Genomic DNA, 14,682 nt, shown 5'->3' with positions numbered 1-14,682 from the left:
GACGCATGACGAACGCTGAGCCGATCGGTCGCCGCGAGCGCAAGAAGGCCGCGACGCGCAAGAACATCTCCGACGTCGCGACGATGATGTTCCTCGAGCGCGGGTTCGACAACGTCAGCATCCGCGAGGTCGCGGACGCGGCCGACGTCTCCCCGACGACGGTGTTCGCGCACTTTCCGCAGAAGGAGGCGCTCGTCTTCGACGAGGACGACGAGCAGCGGGACCGGCTCGTCTCCGCCGTTCGCGACCGCGCCCCGGGCGTCACCATCAACCGCGCGATCCACGACTTCTACACGGCCGAGGTGCACGCGAACCTCGCCGAGCACGGCGCGGAGGTGTCGCAGGTCTTCTCGCGGTTCCTCAACGAGACACCGGCGCTGCGTGAGTACGCCGCCCGGATGTGGCTGCGACACGAGGACGCGCTCGCGGATGCGATCGCGGTCGAACTGGGACTGACCCTGGCCACCCCGGAGATCCGCGTGTACTCGCGGTTCGTGCTGCAGATGCAGCTGCTCGTCAACGAGAGCGACGACCAGCTCGGGATCCTCGCCGCCGGATTCACCGTGCTCGAGAACGGATGGGCGCCGGTCGAAGCGCGGATCACCGGCGAGGACTGACGGCGTCACCGGTGAAGTGGACGCGACGGCGGGAGTCGAACCCGCAACGCCATCAGGTATGAGCTGAGGCCCAGGACCGCCCGGATCGCCGCGATGCGAATGACGCTACCCGGCCCCGACCGGGAAGACCAGGAACGTTGCGGGGATTGACAGAGTGAGTCCGCGCATGACAAGGACCGTCGCGGGGCGTCACACGTCGGCGTCGGCCCGGCGGTGTACCGTCACGATCATGGCAGCCGCAGACGCCCCCGTCACGACCGGACAGAAGACGCATCGCTACCTGCGTCTGGCGCTGGTTCTCATCGTCGTCGCGCTGATCTTCGCTGTGGTGCTGCAGAGCATCGTCGTGTCGTGGACACCCCTGATCTTCGGCTGGAACCCGCTGCCCTCGATCAGCCACGCCTTCTACACACCGGTCCACGACGTCTTCGTCGGCACCCTGATCGCGGCATCCGTGGCCCTGCTCGCGCTCTCGGGACGCAGTCGCGCGACGACCCTGCTCGACGTGTGCGCGGTGTTCGCGCCGCTCATCGCGATCGTTCCCGTGGGCATCGCCGATCCGCGCGCGGTCGACCGGATGTCGTGCCCGACGGCGCAGGAGTGCATCCCCGTCGACGCCGTCGCAAGCGCGAAAGCGGGAATCGCCGTCTACTCCGTGGTGGTCGTGGCGGTCGTGGTCACGATGGCGCTGATCCGTCGCCGCACCCGCACCCCGAATCGCTCGGCGATGCTCGTCTCGATCATCGCGCTCGTGACCGCGGTCGTGGTCGTGGCGCTCGGATTCGCTCCGGCGGTCAACGAGCACTTCCCGTTCAACTTCTGGCCGGTCAACAGCATCCACTTCGCAGCGACCCTGTTGTTCTTCGGAGTGTTCGCAGCCGTCCCGATCCTCTACGCGGGAGGGCCGCTCGACCCGGACGAGACGCCGCCCACGTCCCGACAGCGCACGATCTATCGGTGGATCTCGGGGCTGATGATCGCCGACCTCGTGCTGCTGGTGGTGGCTCTGCTCTTCCGTCAGGCTTTCGGCGAGACTCCGGTCGTGCTGATCGGCGAGGCCGTCGCGCTGATCCTGTTCGCCACGTTCTGGTGGGTGCAGACCTTCCAGCGGTGGGACGACCCGAACCCGCCGTCGATCGCCGCGCCTCGACCGTCCACCGCGTGAGGGCGCTCAGCCGTGTGAGGGGTCGGCCGCGCCCTCAGCGCCGGATCGAGTCGTGGAAGGGGTTCGGCTCGAGCGTGAAATCGGTCGACGCGTCGGCCCAGGTGCCGCCGCCCGCCGACGATCGACCCCGCCGCAGAGCGCCGAGCAGCGCCGTGGTAGGCACGCCGACGGCGAGCGCCGCGGTTCCGCGGAGTGTGCGGTCGTTCGACCCGAGCACACTCGCGCGATACCACGCCTCATGCATCGCGCCACCGCGGGCCGCCGGCACGCGCTTCGCCGGGAGCCCCCCGGCGCGGCGCAGCGCGACGAGCTGTTCGACGTGCTCCCACCAGGTCGACTCGGCCGAGGGGTGGAAGTAGTTGTCACGCAGCCAGACGGGGTGCGGATGCCGGAAGCGCCCGGCCACGACCTCACTGCGCCCGCCCAGCAGACCGCTGCCGACGAACACTGTGTTCAACAGGCTCTTGCTCACTCCGAACGAGTCGAGGGCGATCACGGGCACCCCCTGCGCCACCGCCTCGACCGCCGCGGTGGAGCTGACCGTGACGAGTCCGGCCGCCGTCGACAGCGCCTGTGCCATGGATCCGTAGGAGACGACGAGGTTCTCCGGACGCCTCGCAGGGAGCAGATCGAGGTACGCGTCGCGTTCGAGATGCGTCTCCGACTCACCGGGCCGCGACCGCAGCTTGACCACCACACGACGGTTCGGGTCCGCTTCGGCCGCGCGCACGAGGGTGGCCGCGATCTCGGCGCGCTCCTCCCGGTCGGTGGGCACGAGGGCCTGGGCCGCGAACACGATGTCGGTCGCCGGCATCCGCACCGCCCGGGGCTCGGCCGGCCTCTCGGCGACGAGGGTTCCGGACGATCCTCCGGACTCGGCCGCGATCACCCGTGCCCGATCAGCCGCCACCATCCGCGATCGGGATCTCGCGAACGGCAGGGTCGCGAGCGCCGTCGGCACCTGCACGCCGATCCGGCGACCGAGCTCGGCGAACGCGCGCTCCTCCCGATGCGAGTGCACGACGAGCAGATCGGCGTTCCGCCGGTACTCGAGGGCACCGCGCTGCGCGGGAACGGCCATGCCCGGAAGTCCGGCGACGACGACCGGTCGCACGGTGAGCCCGTCGACGACCCGGCCCAACAGGCGAACGAACGGGCCGCGGCCGGCGAGCAGCACGACGTCAGGGCGCTGGCCCTCGAGCCAGGCGCTCACGCGCGCGAAGGACAGGCGGGTCACATCGTCGGACAGCATCCCCGTGCCCGCCAGCGCACTCCGCTGCTGGTCGAGGCTGGCGGTCAGCGGCGTCTGCACGAGCAGCAGGTGCGGACGGATGCCGGGCACGCTGCCGAGCAGCGACGCCGACCATTTCACGAACGAGTCGGCGTCGGCGATCGCGACGACCCGCAGCGAACCGGATCCGCTCATGCCGGGATGCGGCGCAGCTTGGCCATCGGCGCCCGCTCACTGTCGAACACGCGCTTGACGCCGTCGCCCAGAGCCATCTCGATCACGCGGATGTCGCGCACGAGGTGCTCGAGTCCGGTGGGTTCGAGGGATGCCGCATGGTCGGAGCCCCACATCGTGCGGTCGAGCGTGATGTGGCGTTCGACGGCCACCGCTCCGATCGCGACGGCGGCGAGCGAGATCTGCAGCCCCCGCTCGTGGCCCGAGTATCCGACCGGAACACCGGGGTAGCGGTCGCGCAGGGTGGCGATCGCGCGCAGGTTGGCCTCTTCGGGCTCGAGCGGATACGTCGAGGTGGCGTGCATCAGCACCACCCGGTCGGTGCCGAGGGTCGTGAGGGCGCGGTCGATCTGCTCGATCGTCGACATGCCGGTGGAGAGGATGACGGGCTTGCCGGTCTCGCGCAGCGCGACGAGCAGCTCGGTGTCGGTCAGGCTCGCGGAGGCGACCTTGTGCGCCACGACGTTGAGGTCTTCGAGGAATGCGACGCTCGGCACGTCCCACGGCGACGCGAACCAGTCGAGCCCGAGCATCGTGGCGTGATCGCCGATCGCGATGTACTCGTCACGGCCGAACTCGACGCGGCGGCGGTAGTCGAGGTAGCTCATGGTGCCCCACGGCGTCTCGCGCGGAACATCGCGCATGTGCTCGGGGGTGGAGATCTCGGGGGTGCGCTTCTGGAACTTCACGGCGTCGGCTCCCGCCTTCGCCGCGACGTCGATCAGGCGCTTGGCGAGGTCGACGTCGCCGTTGTGGTTGAGGCCGATCTCCGCGATGACATAGGCGGGGTGACCGCCGCCGATCACGCGTGAGCCGATGCTGACAGTCATGGTTCCTCCGGTCGTCGAAATGGCCTTCTCTCCTGAGTACGCGCCGGGGGTGAACGCCGAACGACAGGAGGGTTACCGGCACCGGTCAGGCGGGCAACACCCGTTCGATCAGCTCGCGGACGGCGCCGTGGCCGCCCCGGCGCGTCAGCACGACCCTGGCGGCCTCGAGCACCAGCGGATGCGCGTCGGCCACCGCCACCGGCCAGCCGACGATGCGCAGCGCCGGCAGGTCGTTCACGTCGTTGCCCAGGTACGCGATGTCGGCCAGCGCGATGCCGACCTCCTCGGCCCACCCGCGCAGCGCGGACTCCTTGTCGTCGATGCCGTGCAGCACCGGAACGCGCAGCTTGTCGGCCCGAGCCCGCACCACCGCGTTGACCTCGGTGGAGAGGATCAGCATCGGGATGCCGGCCCGCCGCAGCAGCGACACCCCCATGCCGTCTTCCCGGCTCACCCGCACCCGTTCGATGCCGTCGGCGTCGACCGTCGCCGTGTCGTCGGTGTGCACGCCGTCGAAGTCGGTCACGATCGCTCGCACCGGCACCCGGTCCGGGCTCTCGTGAAGGGCGGCGAGCGCTCGGGCGATGCGGAGCTGCTGCTCGTCGTCGATCTCGATCGCCGTCCATTCGGGCACCTCGGCGACGCGGATGCGGCCGAAGAAGCGGTGCTCCGCCTCACGGAAGCCGTCAGCGCGGAAGACGTAGAACGCGCCCGTCTCGAGGTAGTGCGGCTCGCGATCCTGGCGACGCGGGCGACGCGCGGCGTCGTGGTTGAGTGCGACGGCTGCGTCGGCATCCGCGCTGCGTGCCCAGAGGAATCCGTAAGTCTCATGGGCCGCGAACACGCTGTCCGCCCGACGCGCGCTCACCTCGCGCACGGCACGAGACAGGGCCTCGCGCGGGATGAACGGCGATGTCGCCTGCAGGAAGGCCACCACGTCAGCCCGGTCTCCCCCGGCGGCGAGCTCGTCGAGAGCATGCAGGATGGCCGACTCCGACGACGCCGTGTCGCCGGAGATCGCGGTCGGTCGCCGCACGACTCGCGCCCCGGCCGCCTCGCTCACCGCCGCGATCTCGTCGTCGTCGGTCGACACCACCACGAGGTCGATCCCCTCGGCCTCCAGCGCCGTGCGCACGGCGCGTTCGATGAGAGGCACACCGCCCACACGGCGCAGGTTCTTGCGCGGCACGCCTTTCGACCCGCCACGCGCCGGGATGATCGCGACGACCCTGCCGACATCCGTCCTCTGCTGCTGCTGCTGCTGCTGCTGCTGCTCGATCATGCCGCTCGTCCCCTCGCCGTCATCGCCCGTCATCGTCCGTCATCGCCCTCTGAGCACGCGCCAGGCACGCGAGAGTCTGCGCCGCGCGGCGAGCACGGTGAGCCGCACCTGCTCGACTCGACCGATGCCGCCCACCGGGCGCAGCACGCGACGGATCGCCGTCTCGCGCGGGGCCCCGGGCAACCGCAGTTCGATCAGCCTCTCGGGCGCGAAGTAGCGATCGCGATCGGACGGGCGGATGCCGGAGAGCAGCTGCTCGGCACGATCGCGGAGGTGTGCGGCGACGACGGGCTGCATGACGTAGCCGACCGCGTCGATCAGGAGCTGCATGCGCGCCGGATCGCGATACGGGGAGTCCGGCCTGGTCAGCGCGTCCACGATCGTCGCAGGCACCCGGTTGCTGTTCTCGTACGGGGTCAGACGTGCGAGCACGGTGTCGGTGCCCACCGCCTCGATCTCTCGACCGAACAGGGTCTGGACGGTCGGCAGCGCCGTCGAGAATCCGGCGATGACGGCCCTGGCATCGACCCGCTCGGCCAGCGCCTCTGCGGCGAGCGCGCCGCGGTACTCGCGGAAGTCGATGCCGTGGACCGCTGCTCGGTCGCGCAGCGCGTCGCTGAGCCGAGGCGGCGCCGACGGGTGCGGCTTGAAGACGATGTGCTGTGGTCGCCGGCCGGCCGCACGATCGATCATCTCCTTCTGCAGCGCGATCTCCTCGCGCTCGCCGACCAGGCCGAGGGCGGACAGGTACTGGCCGAGGACGAGCACTGTCGGCTCTCCGTCGAGCGCGCTCTCGAGCTCCGCCGTGTCGTCGACCGCCTCGGCGGTCTCGGCGAGCACCGCCCGGAACAGATCGGGTGAGACCGGCACCGGCGTCGCGACGGGCGAACCCACCAGCGGTGTGACCCCCGGCACCACGTCGACGTGCACGACGCGGCCGATCCGAGCGGTGATCGTGTGCGGCATCCGCACCCGCATCGGCGAGTACGTCATGAGCCCGTCGCCGATGATCGTGAGACGCGCATGAGGGAAGATCTGCATCAGGACGCGCGCCGGGGCGACCTGCGGGCTCTGCACGAGCAGTTCGAGGTCGCCGGGGTCGATCCCCCATGCCCTCGTCAGCAGTCGCCGCAGCAGCGGCAGGTCGGCGGCATCCGGCTTCCAGGAGCTCGGATGCAGCGGACCGAGCAGCGCGTCGAGATCCTCGATCCGGTCGAACCGGTCGCGGAGGCTCGCGAGCGCCGGGTCGGCGACGATGCCCACGGACGTCTCGGGCACCCGCGAGGACACGAACGGCACGAGCACGCGCTCGCCATGCTCGCCGAGCAGCCCGCCGTCGAGCGCGGCGGCGACGGTGGCGAGCCCATAGGCGCTGTGCACCGCGAAGAGCTGGGTCATGCCGCACGTCCGACCGCACGCAGCAGCGGGGCGAGCACTCGGCGACGCGGCCCGTCGAGGCGCGACAGCACGGCCGTCGTCTCACTCTGGGGCAGGCGGGCCAGCAGCCCGCGGAGGCCCGCGCGCATCTCGGCGCGCAGCGACGGCGTCATCCGCCTCGATCGCACCAGGTGCCGGGACGAGAGGGCCATCACGCTCCACACGGCCTTCGGGAGGAAGCGGTCGGCCTCGGCATCCGCCTCGACGATGTCGAGCACCTCGCCCATCGCCCGCACGAAGTCCAGTTGGCGGCGGTCGCGCACCTGGGTCAGCGATGTCGACACCCCCCGGCGGTAGAGCAGGGCAGGAGCGTCGACCACCGCGAACGACCGGGCCTGCAGATGCAGACGCCAGATCCACGGACGATCCTCGGCGGTGAACAGGCCGGGTGTGAACCCCGCGATTCCCTCGTCGATCAGGCGACGGTGCAGGATGCCGGCCCACGCGAACGGATAGTCGACCATGGTCGGCTCGTTCTCGGGCAGGATCGCGTCGCGCGGAGAGCCGACCGCCTCGCGCCACGGGTGAGGCGCCGGCACCAGGGTGCGCACGCCGTCCTTCACGGTGACGTGATCGGTGCGGAGCATGTCGCAGCGCAGCTCATGCAGTCGGCGCACCAGCACCGAGAGCCGCCCCGGCTGCATCCAGTCGTCGCCGTCGAGAAAGCAGAACGCGTCGCCGTCGACCCGCTCGAGCCCCTGGTTGCGGGCGCTCGCGAGCCCCTTCGGCCGGGCGTTGACGATGACCTCGGCATGCGGGAAGCGCTCGGCGTATCGACGCATGAGCATGCCGGTGTCATCACGGGAGCCGTCGTCGATCGCCACGAGCTTGAGCGCCGCGGGATCGTCGAACTGCCGTGTCAGCGTCTCGAGCGTCGTGCCGATGTAGGCGCCTGCGTCCTTGGCGGGCAGGATGACGGTCACGAGCGGTGTGCGCACAGAACTCCCCCGGGTCGACGGTGTCGGAATGCTCTCAGGCGCTCCTTGCCGGTCGGCGGCCTGCGGGTGAACGCGCGGTGACGTGATCTCGGTCGACCCCGGCGTGGCGATGCCGGATTCGCACCGCGCCCGGGGATCGGCGACGATGGGAGCATGCTCTGGCCGTTCGGAACGACGTGGCGCCCGGTGCGGCAGAAGCGCCGCAGCACGGTCGACCTGCGGTGGCTGAGCGCCCGCACCTGGACCCGCCGCTGGTACCCGCAGGGCATCGACCTGGGCCTGTGGCAAGGGCGTCGGACTCTCGCCGTGAGCTGGTTCCGGCAGCAGCTCGACGGACACCACCTGGCATCGCGGGTCGCGTTCGTCGACCTCGAGCGCTCCCGACATCTCGACGTGCTGCTCGCGATCGACGAGGACGGTGAGCTCCAGCCCGCCCGGATCCACGCCGGCGGACTCGCGTGGTTCGACGACCGCCTGTTCGTCGCAGCCACCGGCCGTGGCATCTGGGAGTTCGACCTCGCCGACATCCGGCGCGTCCGCGGCCCGGAGGCGCGACGCCTCGCCGGCGCGCGGGGACGCGGTCTGCGGGCCACCGCGCTCGTCGCGGTGCGCACCCGCGTGCACCCGCTCGACCTCCGCTGCTCGTACCTCGGCCGCGTCTACGACGACGAGGGAGTGCCCCTGCGGAGGGTGCTCATCGGCGAGTACACCCGCGACGACGAGGGACGCATCGGCGAGTTCTCCGTGCCGGACGGCGATGGCGACGAGTTCCGCGAGATCAGCCGTTTCTCGCCCGGGATCACGCACATGCAGGGCGCCGTCCGCTGGGGTGACCGGCACTTCGTCTCGCAGTCGGATCACATGCGACCCGGCGTCCTGTGGACGGGGAACCGCGATTCGCTGGCACGCGACCGGGTGCCGCTGCCCGTCGGCTGCGAGGACCTCGCGCTCGACCTCGACGAGAAGCTGCTGTGGTCGCTCGGCGAGCACCCGTGGAAGCGCGTCGTGCGCGGCATCCCGTTCCGGACGCTGGGCATCGACGGCTGACACAGCTGACCCCTCAGGTCGCGAACGTAGACTGGGCAGGTGAAGAACCGTGCACCTTTCCTCGTCTACACCGTGCTGCGTCTGCTGGCCTTCCTCGTGCCGCTGGCGATCATGTGGTTCTTCTTCCCGATCTTCCGCGAGTACTGGTGGCTCGCCGCGATCTTCGCCGCGCTCATCGGCGTGAGCATCTCGATGCTGTTCCTGCGCCGGCCGCTCACCGACGCCTCGGCCCGGATCGTCGAGCGCCGCGAAGGCAAGAGCTCCGCCGCGCAGAAGGACGCCGACGTCGAGGACGACGCGATCGACGGCGCCGAGAGGGCCTGACGCACAGCGCCAGCCGGTTCGATCGGCGGCTCAGCCGGCGAGGGCCCAGAAGAACGCACCGGCATAGAGCAGTGCGGTCAGCGATGTCAGCGCCAGGGCCGTGACGAGCTCCTTCGCCTGACGATAGGTCCAGACGATCAGGATGGCCGGGAGCCCGGCGAGCAGCGCGAGCAGCCCGATCCACGCGATCGGGTACAGCAGCGCGATGAACGCGAGGATGCCGAAGGGCACGATCACGAACAGCGTGAAGAGCACCTGGGTCGCGCGCTTGCCGATCAGCACCGTCAGCGTGCGCTTGCCGACCAGGCGATCCTGATCGATGTCGCGCAGGTTGTTGGCGAGGAGCACGGCGCAGGCGAAGAGGCCCGCCGCGATCGCCCCGAGCCACGCCTGCTGGGGCAGTTCGAACGCCTGCACCCACGTCGTGCCGAGCGTCGCGACGAGGCCGAAGAAGATGAAGACGAACACCTCGCCGAGAGCGTTGTACCCGTAGGGCCTCTTGCCGCCGGTGTAGAACCACGCGGCGATGATGCACGCGGCGCCGATGGCCAGCATCCACCACTGCTCGGTGCGGACCACGATCGCGACCCCGACCGCCGCAGCGAGTGCGAAGAAGACCAACGCGGCGACGAGCACGGTGCGGGGCTTCACCCGACCGGATGCCGTCAGGCGGGCCGGGCCGACGCGCACGGCATCGGTGCCCCGGATGCCGTCGCTGTAGTCGTTCGCGAAGTTGACGCCGACCTGCAGCAGCACGGCGACCGCGAGGCACGCGAGCGCGATCACCCAGTGGAACTCCGGACCGGTGCTGCGTGCGGCGCCGGTGCCGATGACGACGGGGGCGACGGCGAGCGGCAGAGTGCGCAGCCGTGCGGCGCCGATCCAGTCGCGGACTGTGACGGGCCCGGCGTCGATGGCGGTCTGGGTCGCCGGATTGCCGCTCGCCCGCTTCGCGGGATTGCCGCTCACATGGGGCTGATTCTTCTTGCGCTTCGAGGATGCTGCCACGCAGGGAATCCTAGTGGGGGCGCCGATGGACGCCCCCTCTGCGCCTCAGTCTCGGCGGAAGTTCAGATGGATGACACCGCTCTCGGCCACCTCGGAACGCAGCTCGTAGTCGTTCTCGATGCCGCGCAGTCCGTCCCAGATGCGCTGCCCGCTTCCGATCACGAGCGGGTTGACCGCAAGGTGCAGCCGGTCGACCAGGCCCCTGCGCAGGAACTGCCGCACGACGTCGATGCCGCCGCCGACGCGCACGTCCCGGTCGCCGGCCACCGCTGCAGCCCGGGCGAGCGCCTCCTCCGGGGTCGTCTCGAGGAAGTGGAAGACGGTCCCGTTGGCGAACTCGATCGGCTCGCGCCGTGCATGCGTGAGCACGAAGACCGGCACCTCGAACGGCGGCTCGTCGCCCCACCATCCGCGCCACTCGGTGTCATCGGGGTTCTGGTGCAGACCGAACATCCCGGCACCCATGATCTCGGCGCCGACGCCCTCGAAGTACTCCTGGGCGTATCTCTCGTCGATGCCGGTCGTGCCGGCACCCGACGTGTCGCCGAGCACGCGGCTGCGGAACGTCCGCGTCGCGGTGTACGCCGCGACCAGACGCGACCAGTCCTCGCCGAACGGATTCTCGGGTGATTGGTCGGTGGTCGTCGCGAATCCGTCGAGGGAGACGTTGAGATCGATGCGGACTGCCATACGGGCTCCTCGGTGCGGTGTTCTGGGTGTTCTCGGTCGTGCGGTGGCGGGCGGGATCAGCCGTCGGGGTTGGTGTCCTTGCCGTCGAGCCAGAGCGTGTCGGACGCATCGCCGTGCGCGCCGCCCTTGCCGACGTGCTTGTCGCTGATCTTCGGCCCCTTGAGTATCACGTGGACCATCGCCTGGGCATGCCCGTGCCCGAGACCGTAGTCCTGCTTGAGCCAGTTGAGGACGACGGTGGACTTGGTCGTCTCGTCGAAGCCCTGCTCCTTCGCCAGTTCGATGAACTGCCGCGGGGTGAGGCCGGTCTGCGTCTCGACCTTGTCGAGGTATGCCTGGAAGGACATGGGTGCTCCTGGTGTGTCGTGGGTCAGTCCTCGGAGAGGAAGGTCTGGATGATCGTGGCGGACGCATGGATGCCGATGAGGCGCAGCGTTCCGCGACCGATGTTCGTGAAGGAGTGTGGCACGAAGGCCGGGCCCGTGGCCGTGTCACCGGCGGAGGCGACGATCGTGTCCGCGCCCACCGTGATGCGCGCCGTGCCTTCGAGCACCACCCACGTCTCAGGGTAGGGATGCCAGTGCAGCCCGGGCCCGTCGCCGGGCTGATTCTCGACGTAGAAGTAGGAGATGGCCGCACCGTGATCCGCGCCGACGAAGCGTCGGCTGTTCCCGGTTCCGATGCGGATGTCCGCTGCGGCGACGGCTGCGAGAGCAGATGACGTGGTGTTCATGAGCCCAGTCTCGACAGGCCGTGATGAACGACCTAGAGTTTCGATGTGGATCGAAACTCTGTCGTCGCAGGTGCCGGCACACCACGCGAGGGCGTCGAGCATCCCGACCACCGCGTGGAGTTCCATCTGAGCCCCGGAGACATCCAGGCGGTGCGATTCGGCATATCCCCCGGGCATGAGCTCGCCCACGCCGTGCGCGTGCTGCTGCGGCCGGCCCAGCATCCCCTGCAGTGGGGATGGCTGCGCGCCGTGCGCGATCGGCTGCCTCGCGAGAGCTTCCGCCTGCTCGCCGTCGTCGTCGGCGATGACGGCTATCTTCCCGACTTCTTCACGACCGCCCCCGCATGGGACATGACACCGGAGACCGAGTTGTCGGCGCTGCGCAGCGCACCCCTCGATCCACTGCGCGTCGACCTCGGCAAGATGGTCATCCGCTCGACCGGCGCTCGCCGACGCGCACTGCGCGACATGCAGCAGCAGCCCGAACGAGCGCGGGCGATGATCGCAGACGCCTGGTCGGAGATGTGGGATGCCGCACTGGCGCCGGTCTGGCCGCAGCTGGATCGGCTGCTGCGAGCCGACATCGCGGTCCGATCGCGAGTGATCGCCACGTCGGGGATCAGAGAGATGGCCGGGGGCCTCCACCCGAAAGTGACCTGGGGCGACGGAGCCGTGCGCGTCTCGCTGCGCCGCCACAGCGAGGTCGTCGACTGCCACGGAAGCGGGCTGGTGCTCGTTCCGTCGGTGATGTCGACATGGGGGTGCATGGTGCTCACCGAGCCGCCGGCGCAACCCACGCTGTTCTACCCGGCGCGCGGGGTGACCGCCGGCTGGTCGAGGGACGCCGCCGAGATCTCCGGGGCGCTGGGCGCCCTCCTCGGCCCCGCTCGCGCCGGCATCCTCCTGGGAGCCGGCACGTCCCGCACGACCTCGCAAGTCGCTCAGGACGCGGGAATCGCGGTGTCGACCGCATCCCACCACCTCACCGTGCTGCGCGACGCAGGACTGATCTCGAGCGAGCGCGACGGCGCGAGGATGCTGCATCTGCGCACGCCCCTCGGCGAGGCGATGGTCGGCGCCGCCCTGTGAGCACCGCGCGTCCGCTCTATGCGGATGCGTCCGGCGCGACCGAGATGATCGGCCGGTGCTCGTAGTAGGTCTGCAGCACGACCGTGGTGCGGGTGCTCACGTTCGCGGCCAGCCGGATGTCGCGCACGAGCTCTTCCAGCGCGCGGGGCGAGGCGACCCGCACGAACAGCATGTAGCTGGCGTCTCCCGCGATCGAGTGGCACGCCTCGATCGCGTCGAGGTGTTCGAGAAGCTCGGGGGCGTTGTCGGGCTGCGCCGGGTCGAGCGGCGTGATCTCGATGAAGGCGGACAGGGGCGTGCCGACGAGTTCGGGGTCGAGGATCGCGCGGTAGCCGGTGATGATCCCGCGCGTCTCGAGGCGACGCAGACGTGACTGCACGGCCGACACGGAGAGGCCGACAGCATCGGACAACTGGGACAGTGTCGCACGGCCGTCTCGTGAGATCTCGGCCAGGATCGCGCGGTCGACAGAGTCATCCATAGATGTAATATTATCGTCAGGATTCCGTATATGCCGGAATCTTTCCGTCAAACTCTCCGATCGGAGGTCCCGATGTCCATCATTTCTGCCCACAGCACCGCTGTTCAGGCCATCGTCGGCGAACCCGAGGTCGTCGAGGACGCATCGATCGCCGAGCAGAGCGTCGCCTGGGCTCAGCTCAAGGACGCCGCGATCGCGATCCGCGAGATGCAGATCAAGGACGGATCGATCCCGGATGCCGCGCACCACGCCGCGGCGCGCGACCTCGTCGCCGCGATCACCGCCGGCATCCGCGCACTCGCTCCCGCCTTCCCGCACGACGCCGAGTACCTCGCCGCCTCCGTCGTCGACTTCGACCGCTGGGTCTCGGAGGGCTTCGGCGTGCCGGACTTCCTCGACTCGCTCCTGGCGTTCCAGCCGCAGCAGCACCGCGTCGACGGCATCCGCCACCTGGTCGTCTTCCCGATGTACACGCAGAACGGATCGAGCGACCGACTCGTCGAGGCGCTGATCGTCGAGACGATCTGGCCCGAGTTCATCGCCGCCCTCGAGGCCGGCGACTACGGCAACAAGCTGTTCGTCTCGCTGCGTCTGGTCGACTTCACGCCCGGCTACGACACCAACTCGGCCGTGCTGTTCCCCGAGACCGTCGCGATGCGCGAGATCCCCTCGTTCACATGGGGCGCGATCTTCCAGGACCGCGAGGCCGCACGCTACCGCCGGGTCACCCGCGCCGCTGCCGCGATCACCAACCTCGACCTGCCTGAGCGCGCGAGCGCGATGCTCGACGATCAGCAGGTGGCTGAGAAGACCTTCGTCATGTGGGACATCATCCACGACCGCACCCACATGCGCGGCGACCTGCCCTTCGACCCGTTCATGATCAAGCAGCGGATGCCGTTCTTCCTCTACTCGCTCGAGGAGATGCGCTGCGACATGACGGCGTTCCGCGAGTCGGTGAACATCGAGCGCACCCTCGCGGCCCGCATCGCCGCGGGTGAGGAGCTCACCGAGACCGAGCAGGAGATGCACGACTACGCGCACCTCGTGCAGTACGCGGTGATCTTCGACCGGATCTTCCGCTTCTCGATCACCGGCACCCGCACGCGCAACTACGACGCCGTCGGCGGACAGCTGCTGTTCGCCTGGCTGCACCAGCGCGGCGTGCTGCACTGGACCGACACGGCGCTCACCTTCGACTGGGACAACGTGCCGGATGCCGTCGTGGCTCTGGGCGACGCGATCGATGACCTGTACTGGCACTCGATCGACCGCCCGAAGGTCGCGCACTGGCTCGCCGCGTACGACCTCGTGCGCGGCACGCTCACGCCGCACCCGGCATCGCAGTGGGCCCGCGGACTGTCGGACGAGATCCTCGCCGGCGCGCCGAAGGGTTACACGGATGCCGTGATGGACGACGAGTTCCCGCTGTCGATGTTCTTCGAGACCCTCGACAAGAAGATGAAGGCGCTCATCGAGTCGACCGTCGGCATCCGGGGCACCGACGACTGACTCGAATCGCGCATTTCTGGGGTCCGATCGTGTGGTGCGACCGGACGCAGCGTCTGCGGCCATT

Annotated in this window: 16 protein-coding genes and 1 tRNA gene; 6 read left to right on the top strand and 11 right to left on the bottom strand. The window is 69.7% G+C overall.

The genetic code is table 11. From position 1 onward, the window contains the following. Positions 1-5 precede the first annotated feature (5 nt). Positions 6-617: a TetR/AcrR family transcriptional regulator gene (locus ASE34_RS14185; RefSeq protein ID WP_056279668.1), complete on the top strand. Its 612-nt coding sequence runs from the start codon at positions 6-8 to the stop codon at positions 615-617. Between the two features lie 17 nt (positions 618-634). Here the strand turns inward: ASE34_RS14185 and ASE34_RS17845 are convergent. Then, a tRNA-Met gene (locus ASE34_RS17845) sits at positions 635-710 on the bottom strand. A gap of 136 nt (positions 711-846) precedes the next feature. On the opposite strand from ASE34_RS17845, the gene ASE34_RS14180 reads away from it, so the two are divergent. Beyond that, positions 847-1,782, top strand: a complete 936-nt coding sequence (locus ASE34_RS14180) for a hypothetical protein (protein ID WP_056279666.1) — start codon at positions 847-849, stop codon at positions 1,780-1,782. Between the two features lie 34 nt (positions 1,783-1,816). Here the strand turns inward: ASE34_RS14180 and ASE34_RS14175 are convergent, their stop codons facing one another. The 5 genes from ASE34_RS14175 to ASE34_RS14155 form a co-directional block, all read right to left on the bottom strand. After that, a complete protein-coding gene (locus ASE34_RS14175; protein ID WP_056279664.1) occupies positions 1,817-3,208 on the bottom strand; it encodes a DUF6716 putative glycosyltransferase in 1,392 nt (463 codons plus the stop codon). After that, a complete protein-coding gene (locus ASE34_RS14170; protein WP_056279662.1) occupies positions 3,205-4,077 on the bottom strand; it encodes an N-acetylneuraminate synthase family protein in 873 nt (290 codons plus the stop codon). Before ASE34_RS14170 ends, ASE34_RS14175 begins: the two co-directional genes overlap by 4 nt. Positions 4,078-4,162: 85 nt before the next feature. Then, positions 4,163-5,392 carry a cytidylyltransferase domain-containing protein gene (locus ASE34_RS14165; protein ID WP_414855537.1) on the bottom strand — a complete coding sequence of 410 codons (1,230 nt, stop codon included), beginning with the start codon at positions 5,390-5,392 and terminating at the stop codon, positions 4,163-4,165. A 6-nt stretch (positions 5,393-5,398) separates the two neighbouring features. Next, positions 5,399-6,757 carry a polysialyltransferase family glycosyltransferase gene (locus ASE34_RS14160; protein ID WP_056279661.1) on the bottom strand — a complete coding sequence of 453 codons (1,359 nt, stop codon included), beginning with the start codon at positions 6,755-6,757 and terminating at the stop codon, positions 5,399-5,401. After that, on the bottom strand, positions 6,754-7,734 hold the full coding sequence (locus tag ASE34_RS14155; RefSeq protein ID WP_056279659.1) for a glycosyltransferase family 2 protein: 981 nt from the start codon (positions 7,732-7,734) through the stop codon (positions 6,754-6,756). The genes ASE34_RS14160 and ASE34_RS14155 overlap by 4 nt, the downstream gene beginning before the upstream one ends. 153 nt (positions 7,735-7,887) lie before the next feature. On the opposite strand from ASE34_RS14155, the gene ASE34_RS14150 reads away from it, so the two are divergent. Together ASE34_RS14150 and ASE34_RS14145 are read left to right on the top strand one after the other, a co-directional pair. Continuing rightward, on the top strand, positions 7,888-8,781 hold the full coding sequence (locus ASE34_RS14150; protein ID WP_056279657.1) for a hypothetical protein: 894 nt from the start codon (positions 7,888-7,890) through the stop codon (positions 8,779-8,781). Positions 8,782-8,820: 39 nt separating this feature from the next. After that, the gene (locus tag ASE34_RS14145; RefSeq protein WP_053097557.1) at positions 8,821-9,105 is read left to right on the top strand and encodes a DUF4229 domain-containing protein; all 285 of its coding nucleotides are present in this window, start codon (positions 8,821-8,823) and stop codon (positions 9,103-9,105) included. 30 nt (positions 9,106-9,135) lie between these two features. Here ASE34_RS14145 and ASE34_RS14140 read toward each other — a convergent pair whose 3' ends face one another. From ASE34_RS14140 to ASE34_RS14125, 4 genes are read right to left on the bottom strand one after another with little or no spacing between them, the layout of a single operon-like run. Then, the gene (locus tag ASE34_RS14140; RefSeq protein WP_056279655.1) at positions 9,136-10,113 is read right to left on the bottom strand and encodes a 1,4-dihydroxy-2-naphthoate polyprenyltransferase; all 978 of its coding nucleotides are present in this window, start codon (positions 10,111-10,113) and stop codon (positions 9,136-9,138) included. A 45-nt stretch (positions 10,114-10,158) separates the two neighbouring features. Next, a complete protein-coding gene (locus ASE34_RS14135) occupies positions 10,159-10,803 on the bottom strand; it encodes a dihydrofolate reductase family protein (RefSeq protein ID WP_056279653.1) in 645 nt (214 codons plus the stop codon). 56 nt (positions 10,804-10,859) lie between these two features. Continuing rightward, positions 10,860-11,150: a DUF4287 domain-containing protein gene (locus tag ASE34_RS14130; RefSeq protein WP_053097560.1), complete on the bottom strand. Its 291-nt coding sequence runs from the start codon at positions 11,148-11,150 to the stop codon at positions 10,860-10,862. A gap of 23 nt (positions 11,151-11,173) precedes the next feature. Beyond that, positions 11,174-11,536: a cupin domain-containing protein gene (locus tag ASE34_RS14125; protein WP_082586670.1), complete on the bottom strand. Its 363-nt coding sequence runs from the start codon at positions 11,534-11,536 to the stop codon at positions 11,174-11,176. 45 nt (positions 11,537-11,581) lie between these two features. On the opposite strand from ASE34_RS14125, the gene ASE34_RS14120 reads away from it, so the two are divergent. After that, the gene (locus ASE34_RS14120; protein WP_082586669.1) at positions 11,582-12,625 is read left to right on the top strand and encodes an ArsR/SmtB family transcription factor; all 1,044 of its coding nucleotides are present in this window, start codon (positions 11,582-11,584) and stop codon (positions 12,623-12,625) included. 16 nt (positions 12,626-12,641) lie between these two features. On the opposite strand, the gene ASE34_RS14115 is transcribed toward ASE34_RS14120, so the two are convergent. After that, complete coding sequence (locus tag ASE34_RS14115; RefSeq protein WP_053097561.1) at positions 12,642-13,106, bottom strand: Lrp/AsnC family transcriptional regulator; 465 nt, start codon at positions 13,104-13,106, stop codon at positions 12,642-12,644. 72 nt (positions 13,107-13,178) lie between these two features. Here ASE34_RS14115 and ASE34_RS14110 point away from each other — a divergent pair, with 72 nt between their 5' ends. Continuing rightward, positions 13,179-14,618, top strand: coding sequence for a DUF6421 family protein (locus ASE34_RS14110; RefSeq protein WP_056279651.1), 1,440 nt, complete (start codon positions 13,179-13,181; stop codon positions 14,616-14,618). The last annotated feature ends 64 nt before the right edge of the window (positions 14,619-14,682 follow it).

Origin of the sequence: Microbacterium sp. Root280D1 (assembly GCF_001428975.1) — a bacterium.
GTDB lineage: Bacteria > Actinomycetota > Actinomycetes > Actinomycetales > Microbacteriaceae > Microbacterium.
Note: the sequence above shows the minus strand (reverse complement) of the source record. Positions and strands in the feature narration are given on the sequence as shown.